Consider the following 22,147-nt stretch of genomic DNA (forward strand, 5'->3'; position numbering starts at 1 on the left):
ATGAAGAAACAATTATTATATTTTTCAATGGTAGGTATGTTGTTGACTATGAATGCCTGCGATGATGATGGAAAAACTGAATTCTTGGATGATTATTCTACAATCATGTATTTTACAAATAGTGGGATACAAAATGTAGAATGTCTGAAAGTGGGTGAGCCTACTACTTATAATATAGCCGTCTATAAAGCCGGAAGTGATCTGTCGGCTACATCGGACGCTACTGTGACATTAATGAATGAAGCAGAGTTGCAGGAATACAATCTTGCAAATGATACTCATTACAAAATGCTACCGGCAGACTGTTATCAGTCAACTCAGAAGAAAGATTTTCAATTCGAATCTTCTGAGCTGGTTCATACATTTCCTGTAACTTTTGATTCGGATAAGATTGACGCATTGGATAAAAATAGCGAGTATGCATTGCCGTTTAGTCTGTCGTCTACTCAGACGGTGAATGAGGAGAAGAAGGTATTATTGCTTCATCCGGAAGTCACTACCCCTACAATCTCTTTCCAGAATGTGGATTTTGAGCAAGTAACGGTTACTGAGAGTGATCCTGCGAAAGTAGTACTTGAAAGAATCATCACTGTCCCGTTCCAGAATAATTGGGAGTTTGATTGTGAGATAGGTATTGATGAAACTGCGGTAGGTCAATATAATGAAGAGAACGGAAGAGATTACAGTCTTCTGCCGGAAACTGCATATACGTATGATAAGATTGTAACTTTTAAACCGGGTATCAACAGTATGACGATAAAGGTTACTATTGACCGTTCAGAATTAGATAATGGCAATTATCTGCTACCTTTGAAACTCAAGAAGTGTACGCATCCCCGTTTTGAAATTCAGGCGGAGAAAAGTCTTCTATTGATAGGCTATTGTTATGCTCTACCAAACATTCCTCTGAATTTGAGCATGCTGACTGCCAATGCGACTGTTGAGGGAGATGGTACGGGATTGACGGGGCTGTTCGATGGAGTTGGTGACGGCAAACATTATCATAGCAATTATAGTGGTTCTGTTATTGACCCTATTTACGGGCACTATATCCAGATTCATTTTAAAGAATCCATTCAAACATTGTTGTTTGAATACTGGACACGTTCAAATACTAATAATGGAACTCCGTTGAGAATTGAATTGTTCACAAGTAACGATGGGATTCAGTGGCACAAATTGACAGTCATTGAAAAGGGTTTGCCGACAACACAGAGTACTAAATATCAATCGGGATTCTTCAAAGCTGACGAACCATTTACTTATTTGCGCTGGTGTGTGACTAAAGGTCCGAATGGAGAAATGGCAAAACAAGGAGATAAAGGCTATTTCAATCTTGACGACTTGATTATCTACGGACAATAATTGCTTGTTAGATTGAAAATAGATTGGACCTGTTTCTGCATTCCGTTGTGGAAGCAGGTCTTTTTTTACTCATTAACTTAAATGTAGAATAAAACATGAAAAATATATTCGCTATTCTTTTATTATGTTCCACTATCGTATGTTGTGCGTGTGGTAGTGAAGACGAGAAGGAGATGATTACTCCGGTATTGGAAGTGGGAAGTAAAAATGTATATGTCGGTGAGAGCGCTGTGACCAGGGAGATTTCTATAACCTCCAATGTGGAATGGTCCGCTTCTGTGGCTTCCGAAGGTCAAGCTTGGTGCCACGTTGATTTGCAGTCGGACCGGCTTTTGATTCATATTGATGAAAACACGGAAAAGGATGTTCGAAAAACCTCTATTCAGATAGCTGCTTCTCAGTTGAAAGAAACCATTCAAGTGGCACAACTAGGCTGGGGAAAAGCTATTCTGGTATCACCGAAAAGTATAAAAGTACTTCCGATAGGAGAGGAATTCTCTTTCGAAGTAACTGCTAATATAGAATATAATGTTGAAATAGAAGAAGGGTGCAACTGGATACATGTAGTACCTAAAACCCGTTCTACTCACGAAATGGTGACAAATACATTTGTTTATAAAGCTGATTTGAACGCGACTGAATATCGTGAGACTACTATTTGGGTGAAAGATAAGGATGAGAACTCAGAAATTGAATCAGGTTCGCTGACAGTTACTCAGGAGAAAATGAAAGATAATTATGAGTCTACCGGCATTGAGGGGATTAAAGAGGATATCAAGGTACAGGTTATACGTGGTGAGGCCAATAAAGCACAATCTATCAGTGAAGGAATTGAAAAAACGTTCGATGGGGATATGAACACAATCTACCATTCTCCATATAATGATAATAAAGTGACGGAAGAGTCGCCTGCAATATTAACTTATTATTTTGATGAAGGTGCTGATATGGATTATTTAGTGTATTATCCTCGTACAGATGGCGGTGCTAACGGTCGGTTTAAGGAAGTGGAGATTCGCGTGCGTTCTAATGCCAATACCTATGGAACCGATGAGTGGACTACTGTTATCAAGAAAAATCTCGGTGGTTCTTCCAGTGCCGCTCGTATTGATTTTCCGATGTCTCAGATTGGAGTATCTGCTGTGCAGATTGTGGTTAACTCGGGTATAGGAGATTTTGCCTCATGCGCAGAAATGGAGTTTTATAAAAAGAATCCCGATCCTTTTGACTATTCAGTATTGTTTACTGACGCTAGTTGTAGTGAACTCAAGCCGGGTGTCACTGAAGAAGATATTCAAAACTGCAATTACTCATTTTTCAAGAACATAGCTTATTATATGTATCGTCAGAAGTATCCCCGGGAATTTCGTATAGCTGAGTTTAAGGCTTATCCTCATCCGGATATACAGAAAGCAATTAATAAGACCAGTGCTTATAGTCTGCTTGATAATCCGACAGGCATTTACGTCGCACAGGGACAAGAACTCGTTGTATTAGTGGCCGATGCGCATAATGAGGACATGGGTATATGTATACAGAATCTGGATAAACCGGGGGGAGACGGATTTGGAGGAGATACTTATCCGTTGACGACAGGAGTCAATAAGATAAAAGTGAAAAACAAAGGACTTGTGTATGTGATATATCATACTACGTCTTTAGAAGAACTGGCAGGCAAGCAACCGGTGAAAATTCATTTTGCTTCGGGTAAAGTAAACGGATATTTTGATAGCAATAAACATGAAGCCTCCCGTTGGTCGGAATTATTGAACAATACGGTATGTGGCTATTTTGATGTATTGGGGACTTATGCGCATCTGACTTTTCCGGTAAATCGTCTGCGTAATTCTACCGGAAACAGGGGCAAGGAACTGATTGATTTATATGATGAGATTGTAGAAAAGGAGCAGATATTTATGGGACTGAAGAAATATGGCGGTATGTTTATGAATCGTATGTATTTGAATGTAATGTATCATAATTTTATGTATGCCAGCGATTATCACACAGCTTATCATGATGATACGATGGATGAACTGTGTAATCCTGACAGACTGAAAACAACCGGCTGTTGGGGACCTGCTCATGAAATAGGACATTGTAACCAGACACGTCCGGGACTGAAATGGCATGGTCTTACTGAGGTGACAAATAATATTATGTCTCAATATATTCAAACAACTGTTTGGGGCAATACTTCGCGTTTGCAATCGGAAGGCTGGTACACAAAAGCTTGGGATGAGATTATAGCGAAAAGGCGTGCTCATGCTCAAGAAACAGATTTCTTCATGAAACTGGTTCCTTTTTGGCAGTTGGAACTTTACTGGGGAAAAGTGAAAGGGTTTACTCCAAAAGAAAGTAATGGTTGGGATGGATTCTATCCACAGATTTATGAGCACATCCGGAAAAACCCTGATTTGCCGACAGCGGGAGAACAGCAACTGGAGTTTGTATATATCTGTTGCTTAAAAGCCGAGAAAGACTTAACCGGATTTTTTAGAAAATGGGGATTTCTGACTCCGGTAGACGTAACAGTAGATGACTACGGGGATGGTAAAATTATTGTGACTCAGAAACAGATTGATGAAATACTTGCGAAAATAGATTTGTTAGGTTTTGAAAAGGAAACAGCTGCTTTTGAGTATATTACAGACGATAACCTGAATTATTTTATTGAAAATAAACCGGTGCAGGCAGGTACATCTTCCAAAGAGGGTGGTGCGATTACATTGAACAACTGGAAAAATGTTGTTGCTTATGAAGTTGAAAATGAAAATGGTGAACTTGTTTATGTCGTGAATGCATTAGAACGTCCTTATGGGTTTACAGTTCCCTCCTGGAAAGATTCTTATAAAGTATATGCCGTATCTGCTGCTCAAGGGCGTATAGAGGTTACATTTAATAAATGACTATGATGTTTGAAAATCTTATAAACAATTAAAAACGAGAAGAATGAAGAAACTGTATTTGTTTGTATCTCTGCTATTTATGTCTTTACATACCCTTTGGGCATGGGACAATCATATTCTAATATCCACTCCCCGAACCTCTCTCCTTCTTTATGCGGAAAAAGGTAACAGTTTACGTTTTCAATATTTAGGGGATAAAATCACTTCCGGGCAGATTCCTCATATTTATAGTAGTGGGAATGGGTTAAACCGGCCTGCTTATCCTGTGTTCGGAACAAGTTGCTCACAAACACCTGCTTTGCAGGTGGAACATGCAAACGGAGATTGGACCTTGGATATGGTAGCCGAGAGTGTAGAAACTCAAATAATAGAGAATGCACATCAAACTGTGATTACGCTTGTTGATAAATTATATCCTTTCGTTGTGAAACTGTATTATAAGGCTTATGATAATGTAGATATGATAGAGACTTGGGCGGAAATTTCACATACGGAAAAAAAAGCTGTAGCGTTGAAACGTTTTGATTCAGGACATTTTCTTTTGAGTCAGAATGATGTCTGGGTTTCCCATATGCATGGTTCATGGGCTTCGGAGACTTTTGTGACTACTGAAAGGTTGGAGTCCGGAATGAAAGTCATTAAAAATATGGATGGAGCAAGAAATGGGCAGAATGATCATGCGGAAATTATGTTGTCGTTGGACGGAAAACCGAATGAAAATACAGGTCGTGTAGTAGGAGCTGCCCTTTGCTGGAGTGGTAATTATAAGTTTCGTATTGATACGGATAATAATTCAGTTCACCATATTTTCGCAGGAATCAATGATGAGGCTTCAGAGTATAAATTAGAACCTAAAGAGGTATTTGTAACTCCCAAACTGGCAATAACTTATTCACAGGAAGGCTTAAGTGGAGCCAGTCGTAATTTTCATCGTTGGGCACGTAATAATCGATTGCATGACGGCTGGGGTACACGTGATATTTTACTCAATAGTTGGGAAGGCGTTTATTTTGGAGTCAATGAAACCGGTATGGATCAGATGATGAGTGATATCGCCGGTATGGGAGGTGAGCTCTTTGTTATGGACGACGGGTGGTTTGGAGATAAATATCCTCGTAACAATGATGTATCTTCATTGGGAGATTGGGTAGTAGATACACGCAAATTACCTAAAGGAATAAAGGGACTGACGGATACTGCCAAGAAGTATGGCATCAAGTTTGGAATCTGGATTGAGCCGGAAAGCACGAATAGCCAAAGTGAGTTGTTTGAGAAACATCCCGACTGGGTGCTTCAGGTAAAAGGACGCACGTTCAATTATGGACGTGGAGGAACACAGTTGTTATTGGATATGTGTAATCCTAAAGTACAGGATTTTGCATTTAATTTCGTAGATACTTTGTTGACAAACTATCCTGAAATAGCGTATCTTAAATGGGATGCCAATACGGAACTGAAGAATTATGGTTCTACTTATTTGCCTAAGGATAAGCAGTCGCATATTTATATTGATTATCATCGCGGGCTGATTAAGGTACTTGAACGTATCCGTGCAAAATATCCGAAGGTTGTTATTCAAGCTTGTGGCGGTGGAGGCGGTCGCGTTAATTATGGTGTGATGCCTTATAATGATGAATTTTGGGTAAGTGATAATACAGATGCTTTGCAACGTATCTATATGCAATGGGGTACTTCTTATTTTTATCCTTCCAATGCAATGGCACAACACGTAAGTGCTTCGCCTAATCACCAGACAGGACGCCGTCTTCCTCTTAAATTTCGGTTTGATGTAGCCATGAGCGGGCGTTTGGGAATGGAAATCCAACCGAAGAATATGACGGATGATGAGAAAACGTTTGCACGAAAATCGATTGAATCTTATAAAGATATTCGTTCGATTGTACAACTGGGTAACCTATACCGTTTGGTTTCTCCTTATGACCGTAAAGGGATGGCATCGTTGATGTATACGAACGATGAACAGACAAAAGCGGTATTTTTTGCTTATAAGATAGAGCATTTCGTTAATCAGGTAATGCCTCGTATACGTTTGGCCGGACTTGACCCGCAAAAGACCTACAAATTGAGAGAAGTTACTCCCACTGGGAAACCTTGTTCGTTGGACGGGAAATTGATTTCCGGTTCTGTACTTATGAATACAGGAATTGCTGTACCTTTGTGGCAGGAATACTCAAGTGTTGTGCTGGAGTTGACAGCCGAATAATCTATAAATGAATAGTAAAAAAGTAAATATTGAGTAATGAAAAGAATAAACTTTAAGACAACTTTGATGACAGGGCTATTTGTTCTATTGGGAATGGTGGCCAAGGCGGATAATAATCCCATTGTAGTAGGAAATAGTCGTTTTACCTTTATTACGGAGAATCTGGTTCGAATGGAGTATGCTAATCATCAAAAGTTTTTGGATGATTCTACTTTGTTTGCTGTTAACCGTCAGGCCGGAAATGTAGATGTGAAGGTTGAAAAGAAAGATGGGAAGTATATATTTTCTACGTCAATGATGTCTGTTGAATTTGAGAATGATGGTTTTCCTTTTGGACAGAATAACGTACGTGTATCTTTTGAAATGGACGGAAAGCGTAAAAGCTGGTGTATGACGGACGAACAGCGAAATAATTTGGGAGGTGCTATCACTACACTTGATGCAATAGGCAGCCCTATTCCTCTTCAGGAAGGATTATTGAGCCGTGACGGTTGGTATCTGATTAATGATACAGGTAAAGATGTTTATAAAAATGGCTGGTTGTCAGTTCGGGATCGGGACCATGTACAGGATTTATATTTATTTGTTTATGGCAACGATTATAAGTCTGCTTTGCGCTCTCTTAAAGCGATTAGCGGAGCAGTTCCTATGACGCGTAAATATGTGCATGGTTCCTGGTATTGTCGTTGGTGGCAATATACGGCAGATGATTACCGTGATTTGGTAAAAGGATATCATGAACATGATTTTCCGTTGGACATTATGGTATTTGATATGGATTGGCATCGTAAAGACGGAAAGATTGGTACCGGACATGCTTTTACACGCGGGTGGACCGGATATAGTTGGAATCGTAAACTGATACCCGATCCGGGAGCATTAATCCGGGAGTTTCATGATCAACAAATTTATGTAACAATTAATGAGCATCCACATGACGGCATTCGTCCTCATGAGGATGTTTATCCGGAATTTATCCGGGCATTAGGAATAGATGCAGATAAAGATCCTGTCCCTATCTTTGATGCCGGTGACCGGAAGTATATGGACGCGTTTATGAGATATGCACATCAGGAAAGTGATTCTATGGGAGTTGCTTTCTGGTGGTTGGATTGGCAACAAGATTATGCGTATCCTGTGGTGCGTGGTACAACAACCAAGCATTTACCTTGGTTAAACGAGATATATTATAATTATTCGAAACAGGGTGAACTTCGTGGAACAGGCTTTTCTCGTTGGGGAGGTTGGGGCGATCACCGTCACCCTATCCAGTTTTCCGGTGATGCAGTCGGTAACTGGAATATGTTGAATTTCGAAGTAAAACTGACTACTACCAGTGGCAATGCTGGCTGTTTTTTCTGGGCGCATGACATTGGAGGTTTTTACGATGGCCTGGATTCTGAATTATATACCCGTTGGACACAGTTTGGACTGCTGAATTCTTCATTACGTATCCATTCTGTAGTAGGTGATAAGATGGATCGTCGTCCATGGCTTTGGGGAGAACGTGAAGAAAAAGCGATGCGGCGTATTTATCACATGCGTTCGGAATTAATGCCTTACATTTATAGTAGTGTTCGTCAGTGCCATACAGATATGTTACCATTGAATCGTGGGCTTTATATTGAATATCCTGCCGATAAAGAATCTTATAAACACGAAGAAGAATTTCTTTTTGGTGATTTAATTTTGGCTTCTCCTATTACGCAGGCAGGAAGTGGTAAAGACAAGATAGTGAGCCAATCTGTGTGGTTCCCAAGGGGGGACGATTGGTATAGCCTTTTCACCGGTAGTAAATATGAAGGCGGAAAGACGTCCGTTGTAAGCTGCCCGTTGGAAGAGTTTCCGGTTTTTGTGAAGGGCGGTTGGCCTTTGCCGATGCAACCTTATACTGAACGTATGGCTTCTACTCCGTTAACTACACTTGTGATACGTTGTTATCCGGGAAGTGAAGGAAGTGATAATACATATTCATTGTATGAGGATGATGGTTTAACGATGCAGTATGCTAATGGCAATTATGCCACTACTGACATGACTTATAAGAAAGAAAATGGGTGTGTAACAGTCCATGTTCATCCCGTGAAAGGTAATTATAAAGGGCAGCCACAAAAGAGGGCTTATCGTATTGAACTACCTGGGGTTGATGTGAAATCCAAAGTTAAAGTGAATGGAAAAACGGTTAAACCAATCGTGGACAGTAGCGTGAATGGAATTATCATTTCGGTGAAAGCTACTGATATACGCAAAGCTGTTGAAATAACTGTAAGATAATTGTTTTGTGGATAATGTCGGGCTGTTTCAGGGAATGAACTGTATCCCAAAAGTTTTGTGTCTAACTTTTGGGGTGCAGTTCAATTGAAGTGAGCCCTCTTTATTGGAAATCTTTGGTGTAAGAGTATTGACTACTTATTGTTTTATGAATGCTATTTGGCTAATCATTAGGTTACCTCCTTGTTTCGTATGGGTTTTGAGAACTATTTTTCCGTCATTTGTATCTTCTCTCATAATGAATAGTTTCACCCACCGTTCTTTTCCTTTCTGATTTTCTAAAATGGACTCTCGTCCTTCGATTGATAAGAGCCCTGCTCTATTTTGGTGATTCCAGTCTTCAAATTTTACATATAAGTCTCCAATAATACCTTCCGGAGTTTGTATTTCAATTGTCATATTTTTGCCTGTCCAGGCTGTCCCTTTTTCATCTTTCCAGATATTATCACAAGTAACTTTGTATTTACAACGTTCGTCTTGTATTTCAGTATGGTCGAGCGTGGCTGTCCAAGGAGCAGAACCGGAATTCTTCATTTGCTTCCCGCATGATATATAAAGAATTGAGTTTTCAAATCCTTTAGGAACGGAAACCATTGCTTTAGGAGTATATGCAAACATCTTCTTCAGTGTATCAATTTCTATTGAATAAGAAGGATTGAAGTTCGATTGTGTCATATAATGTAATAAGCTGTATTTTAGTTGTCGTGCTACCGGTGAATCCAAATTCAGGTTGTAACCGCAGACTAATAATTTGCCTTTGCTCACTTTACATTCGAAGATAGAAGCTAGTTTGTCGTTGATATGGAAGTCGCTTACCGGTTGTACAATGGGGTGTAATTGAGGGTGTTCGTTGATGATAAACGAACGGCCTTGTGTTATTTCTTTCCATTGCCAGTCAGTATAATTGTCGGTTGGAAATTGCGAGAATGCAGGGTGAGCTTTGTCTATCCATGCCCCTAGGGTGGTGTTGCTTTGACCGGGAAAGAAAGAAGTAGACCAGAACAAAGGTGTGAAGTAAAGAGGGGTGGAGTTATCCTTTTTCCCGAGTTGATCTGCCACTAACAATACTTTCTTTCCTTGTTCCAAGGCACTAATGACAGTCGAATCAAATTTGTCGTGAATGATGATATTGGTTTGTGGCATGTTATAAGGAGGATATACCCAAATACTCCAACGGTTGTGATAAGGTGTGCCGCTAATGGTGACATCGAGGTAATATTTTCCCGGTGATGTAATTTCGGAGAGATCGATAGATAAAGAATCTACCTGATTTACTTTTCCGGATGATAAGGGCACTTCTCTGCTGCCTTGCTGTTGCAGTTTGCCTGTTTCGTCGGTTAAAGTCCATATCGTAGGTGTAATTAGAGTTGTATCACTGTAGTTTGCCACTTGGATTTGAGCTTTGAACGTCTCGTCCGTTTGCCAGGTATATTTGTGGAAACGTGCCAGAGGGACAATGTCGTTGGAATAACATCGGAATTGTTCGGGCGTGATGATTCCTTTGGAATCCCAAAATGAATCTAACCAACCGACTAAAGCTTCTCCCTGTCCCGAATAATCAGTCATACTTAACATTTGGAATCCGGCACATGAGGGGGTACGCAGTAAATTTTCAATCAAACCTTTATATAAGATTGTTTGTAATGCTCCACTGGCTTCATGGAATTTTCTGTCCTGGTGTTCTATATGATTTTTTACGGCTTGTTGGCGTAAGCTTTCAAGATTTCTGGCTTCCAATACACCGGTATATTTATCTATCTCGTTCCAAAGAGGATAAACTGGATATTGACCGACTTCATGGGCGATGATCGGGATTGTTGCCTTAGAGTAGATAGATTCTCGGTCATTGTCAGTGCCGGAACCGTTTATGCCATAAGTACCGCCTGTCTGGGGTATGTTGTGAGTGACCATATATTGATCTGCCGGCATAATCTTTCGGGCGGTAGAAATAGCGTAAAGTCTGCGTGGATCTTTTTCTTGCAAAGATTTAATCCATTGTTGCATGATATCAAAGTTTGAGTTGCCTAATTCATTTCCAATACAAAGCATAGTGAAAGAAGGGTGATTACCGTAAGCCTCAATCATACGTTGCAGTTCTTCCGGTACAAATTTATCTGCACTTGGATTATGCCCCAATCCTTTCGGCAGTCCGCGTGTGGTCATTTCAGGGCGCTCTTTTCTTACGACGGACATCCACCAGTCAATCCATAATACTTCTGCCTGAATATAAATACCAATCCGGTCGGCTGCCGTAAAAGCTGCCTCGGGAGGACACCATGAGTGGAAACGCACATGATTGAGTCCGTATGATTTGTAAATACGGAAAATACGTTCCCATTCCTGAATGTCGCAAGAGGGATAACCGGTAAGGGGAAAATGGAGGCAATCCAGATTACCTCGCATGAATACGGGTCGGTTGTTGATTAGAATCTTTGATCGGGAAGCAGTAACATTACGAAATCCGAAATCAACCGTTTTAAGTTGGGATTGTCCTTTTTGCGTGATACATATCTCCAACCGGTATAGGTTTGGGTGTAGGTCGTCCCAGTGTTTCACGGCTTGCCGGATATTCAATGTTTCCCGGTGATGTTGTATTCCTTTTTCTCCTTTTATTTCTTTTTTGTATGCGTATATTTTCTTTTTGCTTCCAATTTCTTTCAATGTATAGGAAACCTCTCCTTTCAATGTCTTATTTGAATGATTTTGTATATCGAAGGAAATATCCAAGCGATTGTCAGATGTATGGGGATATACTTTGATCCGGTCTATTGAAAGTGTGGGTGAAGATTGTAGTTCTATTTTTCCGAGGATACCATTCCAGATAATCTGAGTGTATTCTCCGTATGAATGGCCCTTATCACCTATATTGTATATCATGTCGTTGTTGATACGGATTGCTATTCGATGTTTTCCGGGATTTAAAGTTCCTAAACGATGATAATGTGGAGTTCCTAATCCTTCCTGTGTATCAATGAAACGTCCGTCAATCCAGACTTTTGACTCCCACAGCACACGTTCCAGATAAAGTGTTATTTCTTTTCCCTGCCAATTTTGAGGAATGACAAACTCACGTGTATACCAGGCCGGACCTATGTATTTGTGTCGGCGGGTGAGGATACCATAATCCGAACCGACTGTGCGAGTTCCATAGCCGGCTTCATCAAGAGTTCCGGGTAGCTGAATCGGCATGGTTGTATGACCGGAATTGAAATAGTTGTGCTTTTCACCGATACTGTCCGGATCCAACTTTACACCCCATTGTCCGGTAAGAGATAGTATATCATCCTGAATGTCTTTATTTGCAATATTCTTGATTAGTGAGGACAAGTCATTGATTATATTATATTGGGGCAATTTGCTTGAAGGATGTGCTTGTGCTGTATAAAATAAAATACAGACTAAGGATGATAATAGATATTTGTTTATCATGGGTTTATGGTTTTGTTTAATACACAATTTATTCGTTCGCAATTTCCTTTAAAGTTCAGTTATTTGGCTTGAATTGAACTATTTAAGCTGTCTTTATTACAATGACGATTGTGTATTGGGTTACTCCTCAGTTTTAACAAAAAAAGAGAATGAGTTATTGAGATTTTTTATGATAGTGTTCCATTTTTAATATTTTGATGAGAACTTATCGTTTCATAATCGGTGTACGTCGCTCCTTTTCTCACCAAGGAAGCTCTTCTTACTCGGTGAAAAGGAAAAAACAAGTGCTTTTTGAGCTGTTTTTTTCTATTTGATATCAAAAAACGGATAAGAAAGGAGTAGTAAAATGATAGTTTATATATCCAAATAGTGTTTATTAGTAAATAAAATATCTAGATGTGAATCATACTAATCGATAAAGTCGTTTAGTGTTGGAAATACGTATTTCTGTATTAGCAAATGCCTTCATTTTTTCTTTTTCCCTTATAAGCTGATATTTAAATACAGCTCTTTTTATAATTTGAATGTCCCTTTTTTAAAAAAGGTATATCTTTAGTATTGAGTGATATGAAGAAGGTGAAAAAATGTAGTAAAAAGTGAGGAGTAATCAATTGTCTATTCGTCATAGTAATAGAACTGTTTTGGAGAGATGAATTGAAGAATTTCGATTCGCCGTCTAAAACGCAATATAAAGCAGCTTTATTTTATGAAAAGTCAACAAAAACAAGAATTGGATGGAATAATCGATAAAATCATCGGTTATTTTAGATTTCATGACCGTAAAGAACGGGATGATGAGACGGATATGTGGGAACGAATCAACCGTGAAATAAGACAACAGGAGAAGAAAACACGAGTAAGAGAATATATAAAAAGATTTTTAATACCTGTATCGGTAGCTGCTTGTTTGTTGTTGGCATATGTGATAGATAAAGGAGAGTTTTCGGATAACAGTTGGACTTTGGATGCCTATGTAGGCCAGTTGGCAGATGTAGCGGAAGCAAGTGGTCAAGTACAATTATTGCTTTCAGACAAGCGGAAAGTACAGATAGATAAGGACACAGTCGGTATTGTTTATTCTTCTAATGGAAAGATTCAAATAGAACAGGAAGAACATACTGTTAGTGAAACGAGTGAAAATACAGATGAGGCAAAAGGGTTTAATCAAATTATTGTTCCTAAAGGGAAATATAGTCAATTAACGCTTTCGGACGGAACACGGATGCATGTCAATTCCGGTACACGGGTAGTGTATCCGAGAGTCTTTGCCGATAACCGAAGAGAAATATATGTAGAAGGAGAAATTTATCTGGATGTAACTCCTGATAAAAGTAGACCATTTGTAGTAAAGACACATCAATTTAATGTAGAAGTATTGGGAACTTCCTTTAATGTCAATGCTTATAAAGGAAAAAAACAGTCAGAAGTAGTTTTGGTGGAAGGCTCTGTGAGGCTTAGCGACAAATATCAAAAAGAAGTTTTGATGAAGCCTGATAACCTAGTTGTTGTAAGTGAAGGACGTGCTAGCCGGATTAAGCGCGTGCGTGCAAAAGACTATACGGCTTGGATTAATGGTTTGCTTATCTTGCACAACGAACCATTGATGAGTGTGTTCGAGAGGCTGAACCGTTTCTATGATATCCCCATTGTTGTAGCACCCGCTATACAAACTGAAATTGTAGATGGAAAGTTGGATTTACGTTTACCTTTGTCCGAACTGGTTAGGATGATTTCAGTAGTGGTGCCGATTGATTGTCAGATAATTGATGGAACCTATTATATAAGTCCGAAGCGACAGCAATAAAAAACGGATGGTACCGCAAATACCATCCGAATTGAAAAAAGGGATAATAACCAATAACCGATGATTAAAATCCTTAATAATACAAATTTATGGATAATCTATTAACTTGCAATGCGGATTGTAATAAAAAGACAGAGGGTGGGTAACTTTAAGTTTTTTTATAAAAGACTAAGGAAGAATGCGCTAGTTGATAGAAAAAAGCTACATTTGTAAACCTTATCATTAATTGCAAGCTATTTAAAAGACACATGACGGATATCGAGCTATGGACACGAATACTGAAAGGTGATAAAGTTGCTTTTGAGGAACTATATCATCGTTATTATTCTTCTTTGTTTGGGTATGCTCTTCGTCTGAACTTTGATGAAGAAACGATTAAAGATTGTTTGCAGGATATGTTTGTTAAAATATACGTAAGTCATTCTTCTCTTCCTACCTTATCTTATGTGAAGTCTTATCTATATCGTACTTTATTAAATGCTCTGTTAGATTCCTCCAAAGCTGCCCGTAACCGTAGCTTGCCATTGGATGAGTACGTTGATATTCCTATCGACGACACAGGCTTGATGCAGATTTTTGAGGCAAATGATTCTGACCTGAAGAAGGTCCAATTATTGAAAAAGGGTTTTCAGCAACTGTCTTCCAAACAAAGAAATGCCATATATTTTCGATTTGTTCAAGAATTTTCGTGGGATGAACTAGCAGATATGTTTGAGATGTCTTCTCATTCGTGTATGAATCTAGTAGGACGCTCGGTAGCTAAATTGCGTCAGATCGTTTTGACTGGAGGGCAATTTCACTAAAAAAATCTTTTGCACATTTTTTCCTGATAAATTGAGGAGTAATAAAGAGCTCGTTCGTCTTATCAATAGAATGAACGAGAAAAATAACTAATATTTATGAACTTATAAATGAGAAACACTATGGGACCATGATTTTTTATGTTTTTCCCTATTCGTTGATGATACCGCAAATATCATTCGGATGCAGAAAGGGGCTTAATACACAATTACCGATGTAACATTCTTAAACATTTAATTCTATGATTAACTTTATGGCTAAGGAGGATTCTGTAGTTAGGAAAAACGGCAAGTATCTCCTTCTATTTGTTTTTTGTTTTTTGGTCGTTGCTTTGCAGGCTAAATCTCCGGTTTATGGGCAGGCCAAAACGTTTACGGTATCGCTGAAAAATGTAACTTTGAAAGAAGTTATTTCTTATGTGGAAAAGAATAGCCAATATGTATTCTTTTTTAAGCCGGAAGTGATAAATCAGTCAACACAAATCAGTGTGAGTTTAAAAAATGCAACTGTTAAGCAACTGTTGGATAAGGTCTCGGAGCAAGCTAATATTGTATATGAAATGAAAGAACGCCAGATAGTTCTGAAAGAGAAAAAAGTATCAGAGCAAAGCGTTTCGCAGAAAAAACGTTTGCTTCAGGGGCTTGTGAAAGACGAACAAGGAAATCCGATTATTGGTGCCAGCATTCAGTTAAAAAATACGGGAACAGGGGTTATTACAGATCTAGATGGCTTATTTCAGATACAAGTAACCGATAAAAATTCCGTAATTGTCATATCTTATATAGGATATGTGACTCAGGAAATTTCAGTAGGAGATCGTTCTTCGATAACTGTTCAGTTGAAAGAAGATACGAAGTCACTAGAAGAAGTTGTAGTTACAGCATTTGGTGCTACACAGAAAAAAGAAACAATGGTTGGGGCTATCCAGCAAGTACGCCCTGCCGAATTGAAAGTTCCTTCTTCCAGTTTAAGTACCAGTTTTGCCGGACGTATGGCCGGTGTGATTGCTATACAACGTAGCGGACAGCCCGGTGCTGATGGAGCTGATTTTTGGATTCGTGGTAAATCGACCTTCGGCGATGCTACAGGCGTTTTAATTGTATTGGATGGGGTAGAAATCAGTTCGAGCGATTTGAATGCTTTGGATCCGGAAGTCATTGAAAGTTTTTCTATCTTGAAAGATGCTACGGCTACGGCTATGTATGGAACCCGCGGAGCAAATGGTGTGATGATTGTCACTACTAAATCCGGTCAGGACCTTTTAAAGCCGATAATTAATTTCCGCTTGGAAACGTCTATGTCCCAACTTACTTCTGTTCCCGAAATGGTAGGAGGAGTTGACTATATGAAGCTTTATAATGAAGCCTTGACAACTCGTGGCATCACAACCGGATTATATGATGATACTAAAATCAGGGCTACGGAACAAGGGTTGAATCCATTGGTTTATCCGAATGTAGACTGGTATAATGAAATGTTTAATAAGAATGCTTTTGCGCAGCGTTTTAATTTTAATATTCGTGGAGGTAAAAAGGCGGTTACCTATTTTATGAGTGCATCGGTGAAGCATGATGCTGGTAATCTGAAGTCATTGAGTAAGGATTATTTCTCATACAATAACAATATCAATGTGATGCGTTATGATTTTGTTAATAATCTGAGTATAAAAGCAACAAACACTACCAAAATATCATTGGGATTAAATGTAAGTTTACGGGATTGGAAAGGGCCTTCAGCAGGTGTTGATGGAATATTTTCTATGTCAAGAGAAGCTTCTCCCGTTGATTTTCCTATTGTATATCCGGCTCGTAATGATAAAGAGATTTATACGCTTTGGGGAGGTATGAGTGGTGGTATTTATAACAACGGTTACCGTAATCCGGTAGCTGAGTACGTTGTCGGTTATAAAAAGCAATTTGCCAGTACGGTAAATGCAAATATTCGTTTAGACCAGGATTTAAAAATGGTAACTAAAGGATTAAAACTCCATGTATTGGCTTCTTTTAAAAACTGGTCAAAGACGGAAACTACACGTAAAGCTGGTTATAATCAATTTGAGATTGATCAATACAATGAAGCTACGGGAGAATATACATTAAGTAGAGTGGGTAATGAACAAAAAACGGCTTTAAATACGGAGGGAGCTGCCACAGGTGACCGTAGAATATTTATTCAAGCCTATTTGGACTATAAAAGAAAGTTTGGCGTACATGATGTCAATGCAATGCTTTTATATAATCAGGATCAGTTAGACAATAATAAACCGGATAATCTCTTATCTTCTTTACCACGTCGGAAACAAGGAATTGCCGCACGTCTGTCTTATGCTTATGATGACCGTTATCTGGCTGAAGTCAATTTTGGATATAATGGTTCGGAGAACTTTGCGAAAAACAATCGTTTCGGTTTTTTCCCTTCAATAGCTTTGGGATATAACATCTCACAAGAAAAGTTCTGGGAACCGATTTCAAATGTGATATCTCATTTCAAATTGCGTGGTTCTTATGGCTTGGTTGGTAATGATGGTATCAATGAGCGTTATGCTTATTTGGAAGATATTGTTTTATCTAGTGATAAATGGAAATATACGACGGGAGTAAATCAGAATGTTAATTTACAGGGTCCCGTATGGAACCGTTATTATAATCCGAATTTAACTTGGGAGGTAGGGAAAAAACTGAATGTCGGATTTGATATGCAGTTATTTCATCAAGTCAATTTGAATTTTGATGTATTTAAAGAGATTCGTAGTAAGATCTATATGCAGAAAGTAAATACTCTTCCTGATTTCATAGGAACTGGTGAAACGAAAATCTATGAGAATAGCGGTAAGATGAAGAATGTCGGATTTGATATAGCGTTGGATTACAATAAACAGATAACAAAAGATTTCTTTTTATCATTTAAGGGGACACTTACTTATGCGCATAATACGATTTTGGAGCGTGACGAACCTCCGTTCCAGTTGTATCCTAATTTGTCCAGTGTAGGATATTCCAGAGGGCAGCATTTGGTTTATGTAGCGGATGGATTATTCCGTGACCAGGCTGATGTTGATTCACATGCCGAACAAACATTGGGGTATATTCCTCAGCCGGGCGATATTAAATATGTGGATCAACCAGATGCAAATGGCAATTGTGATGGGATTATTAATACCAATGACCGTGTTTATATGGGCTATCCGGAAGATCCTGAGATTGTATATGGTTTCGGTCCTTCAATGAAATATAAGAATTGGGATTTTTCATTTTTCTTCCAAGGGGCAGCTCGCACTTCTATTCTAATGTCGGGTTTTCATCCGTTTGGGAAAAATGCTACTCGTGGTGTTATGAAGTTTATCGCTGATGATTATTGGAGTGAAAGTAATCCGAACCCGAATGCAGCTTATCCACGCTTGACTCGTGATACCAATGCTAATAATACGGTAAATTCTTCATATTGGTTGCGGAATGGTGCTTTTCTTAAGTTGAAGAATGCAGAAATTGGCTATACATTCAAGATGTTCCGTGCTTATTTGAACGGTTCGAATCTTTTGACTTTCTCACCTTTTAAGCATTGGGACCCGGAAATGGGTGGTGGTAGTGGTATGAAATATCCTACTCAAAGAGTATTTAATATTGGAATTCAATTCACCTTTAAGTAAAAAGCTATGAAAAAGTTTGCAATTATATTATTAATGGGAGGAGTACTCCTTTCTGGATGTAATTATTTGGATATTGTTCCGGATGAGCGTAATACACCGGAAAACACTTATCAGAATCCTCAGGCAGCAAAGAATTATTTGTATTCTTGTTATTCAAAAATGCCTGATCCGCGAGTGAGTGAAGCGCTTGATAAATATTCGGCAGCGGAGATTATTAATGTGATCGAAAAAAGTGAATGGGTTACTTTTCCGCGTGGTTATTATTCACCGAGTTCGCCACAGTTGACAAAAGGATATTATGATAATATTTGGACAGGTTTGCATCAATGTTATCAGTTTTTGAGTGTGGTGGATTTTACACCTGACATAGAACCGGATGATTTACAGCATTATAAAGCAGAAGCTACCTTGTTGATTGCTTATTATCATTGGTTGTCTTTCCGAGCCTATGGTCCTTCGGTAATTATGAGAGAGAACATAGATCCGCTTACCCCTATTGAAGAACTTCCCGAGCGTTCGAGTGTAGATGAAGTAGTTCAATTTATTGATGAAAAGATTACTGAGGCGGAAACAATAGGGCTAGCTGAGAAACATGATGGAGATGATTACGGGCGTTTTACGAAGTATGTGGCAGAAGCTTTACGTGCGAAAGTACATTTGTATGCTGCTTCTCCTTTGTTTAATGGCAACTCTGATTTCTTTGCAGGCTTTAAAAGTCCGTTGGATGGCCGTTTTCTAATATCTCAGACGGTTGACATAGAAAAGTGGAAAACTGCAGAGACGGTGACACGTAAGGCAATTGCTGATTTGGAGAATGCCGGTTATCGTTTATATAATGAAGTAGGACATGATGATGCTGGTACTCCTTCGGCTAATAAACCGGGGCCCGTGAATAAAGCTCAACGTGCTGTACGTTATACTTTTATGGATAATGTAGGTGGCACAAATCCAGAAGTGATCATGGTTGATACTCGTAAAGAAGGGACGTATGCTCTTCAGAATCAGTCTACTCCAAAACAAAAGGCATCTAATGGATATAAAAATTCATGGGGTATTTTGGCTCCGACATTACAGACTGTTGAGATGTTCTACACAAAAAATGGTTTACCTATTGATGAGGATAAAGAATTCGATTATTCCGGGAGATATAAAATTGTGAATATGCCGGTAAATTATGATGGAAATAATTATTTTGCTCAATCAAATGGAAGAACTTTGAATTTACATTTAAACCGAGAGCCGCGTTTCTTTGCGTGGATTGCATTTCATAATGGAAATTATGAGATCATGAAATATAATGGAAAAGTAGTTAATACGAATAATGCAAAAAAGGCTATAGTAGTGAAATTCAGAAAAAATGATGCTAATGGCTGGGAAGATGGACAAACAGGTAATTACACAGGTACCGGATATCTGAATAAGAAGTTCGTTCATCCTGCGTTTCAGAATGGTCCGGTTCATTACCCCTATCCGGTGATTCGTATGGCAGAAATGTATTTGAATTTAGCTGAGATTTTAATAGAACTGGATGCTTTGGAGAATACGACGGGACGCTTGGAAGAAGCTAAAGGTTTAATTGATAAAATTCGTGTTCGTGCAGGTATTCCTACTATTGATGAGGCATGGAAAAAGGCGAATCATCCGGAGAAAGCGAATACTGCTGAGGGACTTAGAGAGATAGTACGCAGAGAACGGCAGATAGAATTTTATTTGGAGAACCAACGTTTCTGGGATTTACGCCGTTGGAAAGATGCAGGCATTTTGGGTGAGAAAGTATGGGGTATGAATATTGAAGGAGATACAGATGAGACATTCTTTGTGCCAACTGAATTACAGAATATTCGTACTTTTAAACAGGCACAATATTTGATGCCTATTCCTATGACAGAAACCAATAAGGTTCCTCATATTGTCCAAAATCCAGGATATTAATCATAATTATTGTTTGAAGGAGGCTTATATTGATACCTCTTAGGTTCATATAAGCCTCTTTTTATTTATAATTTAAACAAGATGACTATTAAAAGTATATTTATTTTAGGGTTGTTGAATGTCTGTTTTGGGATTACCGTACAAGCTACTCCTGTCAATTTTGTTGCTATTCCTTATTCTGATATCAATTCATTGGCAAAACAGCTGAAGACATCCCGTTATAGTCCGTTTGAGAATCCTACCGGATTATATTTTGAAGAAGGCGAAACGATACAGGTAACAGCTCCTGATTTACAAGGTTATCAATTGAATCTATTGTTGGTCGACTTTAGTAAACCTGCTGAAGGTGAAAAGAAAGAGAAGACTACCGTATTTACTTTAAAAACAGGAAATAATAAGTTTTATGCTCCTCATAAGGGATTGGTTTATGTAAGCTATTATGTAAAGGATTGCCGGAAGGCTCCGGAACAGAAACTTACCTTTCACACAGGAATTAATAATGGGGTGTTTAATGCCTATCAACATACGAATGATGAATGGAAGCGAATGTTGGATAGCGCGATAGCAGAAGTGATTGATATGCAGGGAAAATATGTACATCTGACTTTCGATGTAAAAACTCTGCGTGAAAAAGGAAGTGATTGCGGAGTGGAGATGATTCGTATGTATGATCGAATTATTCTGTGGCAGCAGGAAATGTTGGGAATTGATCAGTTCGGTTATCGTACGAACAACCATATGTTTGCTCGTATCAGTTGGGCAGGTCCGCCTAATGCAAATGGGAAAGGAGTCTCTTTTCCTCGTACTTCTTCTATTATTCGTCCCGAAGATATCCGAAATTCCAATTGGGTAATCGGGCATGAATTCGGTCATGTGAATCAGGTACGTCCGGGCTTGAAATGGCATGGAACAACGGAAATTACTAATAATATTCAGGCGGCATGGATACAATATCTGCTGCGTCCGGAAGGCCCCTTTAGGATAGAGCATTCCAAAGCTCCCGACGGTACAGGGCAAAAAGTTTATGGTGGTTTGTTTAATTGGCATTTCAATCATTGTGTCGTACAGCAAAAGCCTTTGCTATATAACCCTCGAACATCGTTTACGCCTCCCTATTCAGATAATAAAAATCCTTTTGTACGTCTTTGTCCGTTTTGGCAACTACAAATTTATAATGCACTTACAAATTTTGGAAAACCGGATTTCTATGCGCGTATAAGTGAGATTGTACGTCGGACAAATGAACAGGATCTGACAGTAGGTGAACTTCAATTGAACTTTGTTAAGAATGCCTGCGATGTAATACAGGAAGATTTAACAGACTTTTTCATAAGATGCGGTATGCTCCGGTCTGTAGATACTGAAATTGGTGATTATGGAGGTAACCGGCATTTAAGTATTTCTCAAAAGCAAGTAGAGGAAGTTATCCGTTATGCTTCTCGATATCCAAAACCTAAATCTCCGGTTATACATTATATAACAATGAATAGTGTCAAAGCTTTCCGTGAACAGTTACCTGTACAGGGTATAAAAGGAAAGGGGATTCGTGTGGAGGGTGAATCTTGTTATATTTCTCATGATATATGGAAGAATGTAGTGGTTTTTGAAGCCTATCAGGGAAGTAAATTGCAGCGTGTTTCTATGGTAGGTACGGGAACTGAGGACAATACTGAGACAATCGCATATTTTCCGAATGGATGCGACCGGTTAGTGGCTGTTTCTTGGGACGGTAGACGGAAGGATGTTTTTACATTATAGCTCTTTTA

10 protein-coding genes are annotated in these 22,147 nt (G+C 38.8%); 9 read left to right on the top strand and 1 reads right to left on the bottom strand.

Annotation, left to right across the window (positions count from 1 at the left end; genetic code table 11):
* From CGC64_RS03490 to CGC64_RS03505, 4 genes are all read left to right on the top strand, one after another.
* Complete coding sequence (locus tag CGC64_RS03490; RefSeq protein WP_005681966.1) at positions 1 to 1,365, top strand: DUF1735 domain-containing protein; 1,365 nt, start codon at positions 1 to 3, stop codon at positions 1,363 to 1,365.
* Positions 1,366 to 1,460: 95 nt separating this feature from the next.
* On the top strand, positions 1,461 to 4,274 hold the full coding sequence (locus CGC64_RS03495; RefSeq protein WP_005676780.1) for a M60 family metallopeptidase: 2,814 nt from the start codon (positions 1,461 to 1,463) through the stop codon (positions 4,272 to 4,274).
* 43 nt (positions 4,275 to 4,317) lie between these two features.
* Complete coding sequence (locus CGC64_RS03500; RefSeq protein WP_005676781.1) at positions 4,318 to 6,498, top strand: alpha-galactosidase; 2,181 nt, start codon at positions 4,318 to 4,320, stop codon at positions 6,496 to 6,498.
* A gap of 36 nt (positions 6,499 to 6,534) precedes the next feature.
* On the top strand, positions 6,535 to 8,772 hold the full coding sequence (locus tag CGC64_RS03505) for a TIM-barrel domain-containing protein (protein WP_005676782.1): 2,238 nt from the start codon (positions 6,535 to 6,537) through the stop codon (positions 8,770 to 8,772).
* A gap of 135 nt (positions 8,773 to 8,907) precedes the next feature.
* On the opposite strand, the gene CGC64_RS03510 is transcribed toward CGC64_RS03505, so the two are convergent.
* Positions 8,908 to 12,198 (bottom strand): glycoside hydrolase family 2, encoded by a 3,291-nt coding sequence (locus CGC64_RS03510; RefSeq protein WP_005676783.1) that lies wholly within the window; start codon positions 12,196 to 12,198, stop codon positions 8,908 to 8,910.
* Between the two features lie 706 nt (positions 12,199 to 12,904).
* Between CGC64_RS03510 and CGC64_RS03515 the strand changes: the two genes are divergently transcribed.
* From CGC64_RS03515 to CGC64_RS03535, 5 genes are all read left to right on the top strand, one after another.
* Complete coding sequence (locus tag CGC64_RS03515; protein WP_005676784.1) at positions 12,905 to 14,002, top strand: FecR family protein; 1,098 nt, start codon at positions 12,905 to 12,907, stop codon at positions 14,000 to 14,002.
* Between the two features lie 248 nt (positions 14,003 to 14,250).
* On the top strand, positions 14,251 to 14,805 hold the full coding sequence (locus CGC64_RS03520) for an RNA polymerase sigma factor (protein ID WP_005676785.1): 555 nt from the start codon (positions 14,251 to 14,253) through the stop codon (positions 14,803 to 14,805).
* Between the two features lie 239 nt (positions 14,806 to 15,044).
* On the top strand, positions 15,045 to 18,449 hold the full coding sequence (locus CGC64_RS03525; RefSeq protein WP_005676787.1) for a TonB-dependent receptor: 3,405 nt from the start codon (positions 15,045 to 15,047) through the stop codon (positions 18,447 to 18,449).
* A gap of 6 nt (positions 18,450 to 18,455) precedes the next feature.
* The gene (locus CGC64_RS03530) at positions 18,456 to 20,381 is read left to right on the top strand and encodes a RagB/SusD family nutrient uptake outer membrane protein (RefSeq protein ID WP_005676788.1); all 1,926 of its coding nucleotides are present in this window, start codon (positions 18,456 to 18,458) and stop codon (positions 20,379 to 20,381) included.
* Positions 20,382 to 20,462: 81 nt separating this feature from the next.
* A complete protein-coding gene (locus tag CGC64_RS03535) occupies positions 20,463 to 22,139 on the top strand; it encodes a M60 family metallopeptidase (protein ID WP_005676789.1) in 1,677 nt (558 codons plus the stop codon).
* Positions 22,140 to 22,147 lie beyond the last annotated feature (8 nt).

It is taken from the genome of Bacteroides caccae, from assembly GCF_002222615.2.
GTDB lineage: Bacteria > Bacteroidota > Bacteroidia > Bacteroidales > Bacteroidaceae > Bacteroides > Bacteroides caccae.

Excerpts from the sequence above, each read along its gene's own strand:
- CGC64_RS03525 (WP_005676787.1), top strand. The coding sequence starts at position 15,045 with ATGATTAACTTTATGGCTAAGGAGGATTCTGTAGTTAGGAAAAACGGC.
- CGC64_RS03490 (WP_005681966.1), top strand. The coding sequence starts at position 1 with ATGAAGAAACAATTATTATATTTTTCAATGGTAGGTATGTTGTTGACT.
- CGC64_RS03495 (WP_005676780.1), top strand. The coding sequence starts at position 1,461 with ATGAAAAATATATTCGCTATTCTTTTATTATGTTCCACTATCGTATGT.
- CGC64_RS03520 (WP_005676785.1), top strand. The coding sequence starts at position 14,251 with ATGACGGATATCGAGCTATGGACACGAATACTGAAAGGTGATAAAGTT.
- CGC64_RS03510 (WP_005676783.1), bottom strand. The coding sequence starts at position 12,198 with ATGATAAACAAATATCTATTATCATCCTTAGTCTGTATTTTATTTTAT.
- CGC64_RS03505 (WP_005676782.1), top strand. The coding sequence starts at position 6,535 with ATGAAAAGAATAAACTTTAAGACAACTTTGATGACAGGGCTATTTGTT.
- CGC64_RS03535 (WP_005676789.1), top strand. The coding sequence starts at position 20,463 with ATGACTATTAAAAGTATATTTATTTTAGGGTTGTTGAATGTCTGTTTT.
- CGC64_RS03515 (WP_005676784.1), top strand. The coding sequence starts at position 12,905 with ATGAAAAGTCAACAAAAACAAGAATTGGATGGAATAATCGATAAAATC.
- CGC64_RS03500 (WP_005676781.1), top strand. The coding sequence starts at position 4,318 with ATGAAGAAACTGTATTTGTTTGTATCTCTGCTATTTATGTCTTTACAT.
- CGC64_RS03530 (WP_005676788.1), top strand. The coding sequence starts at position 18,456 with ATGAAAAAGTTTGCAATTATATTATTAATGGGAGGAGTACTCCTTTCT.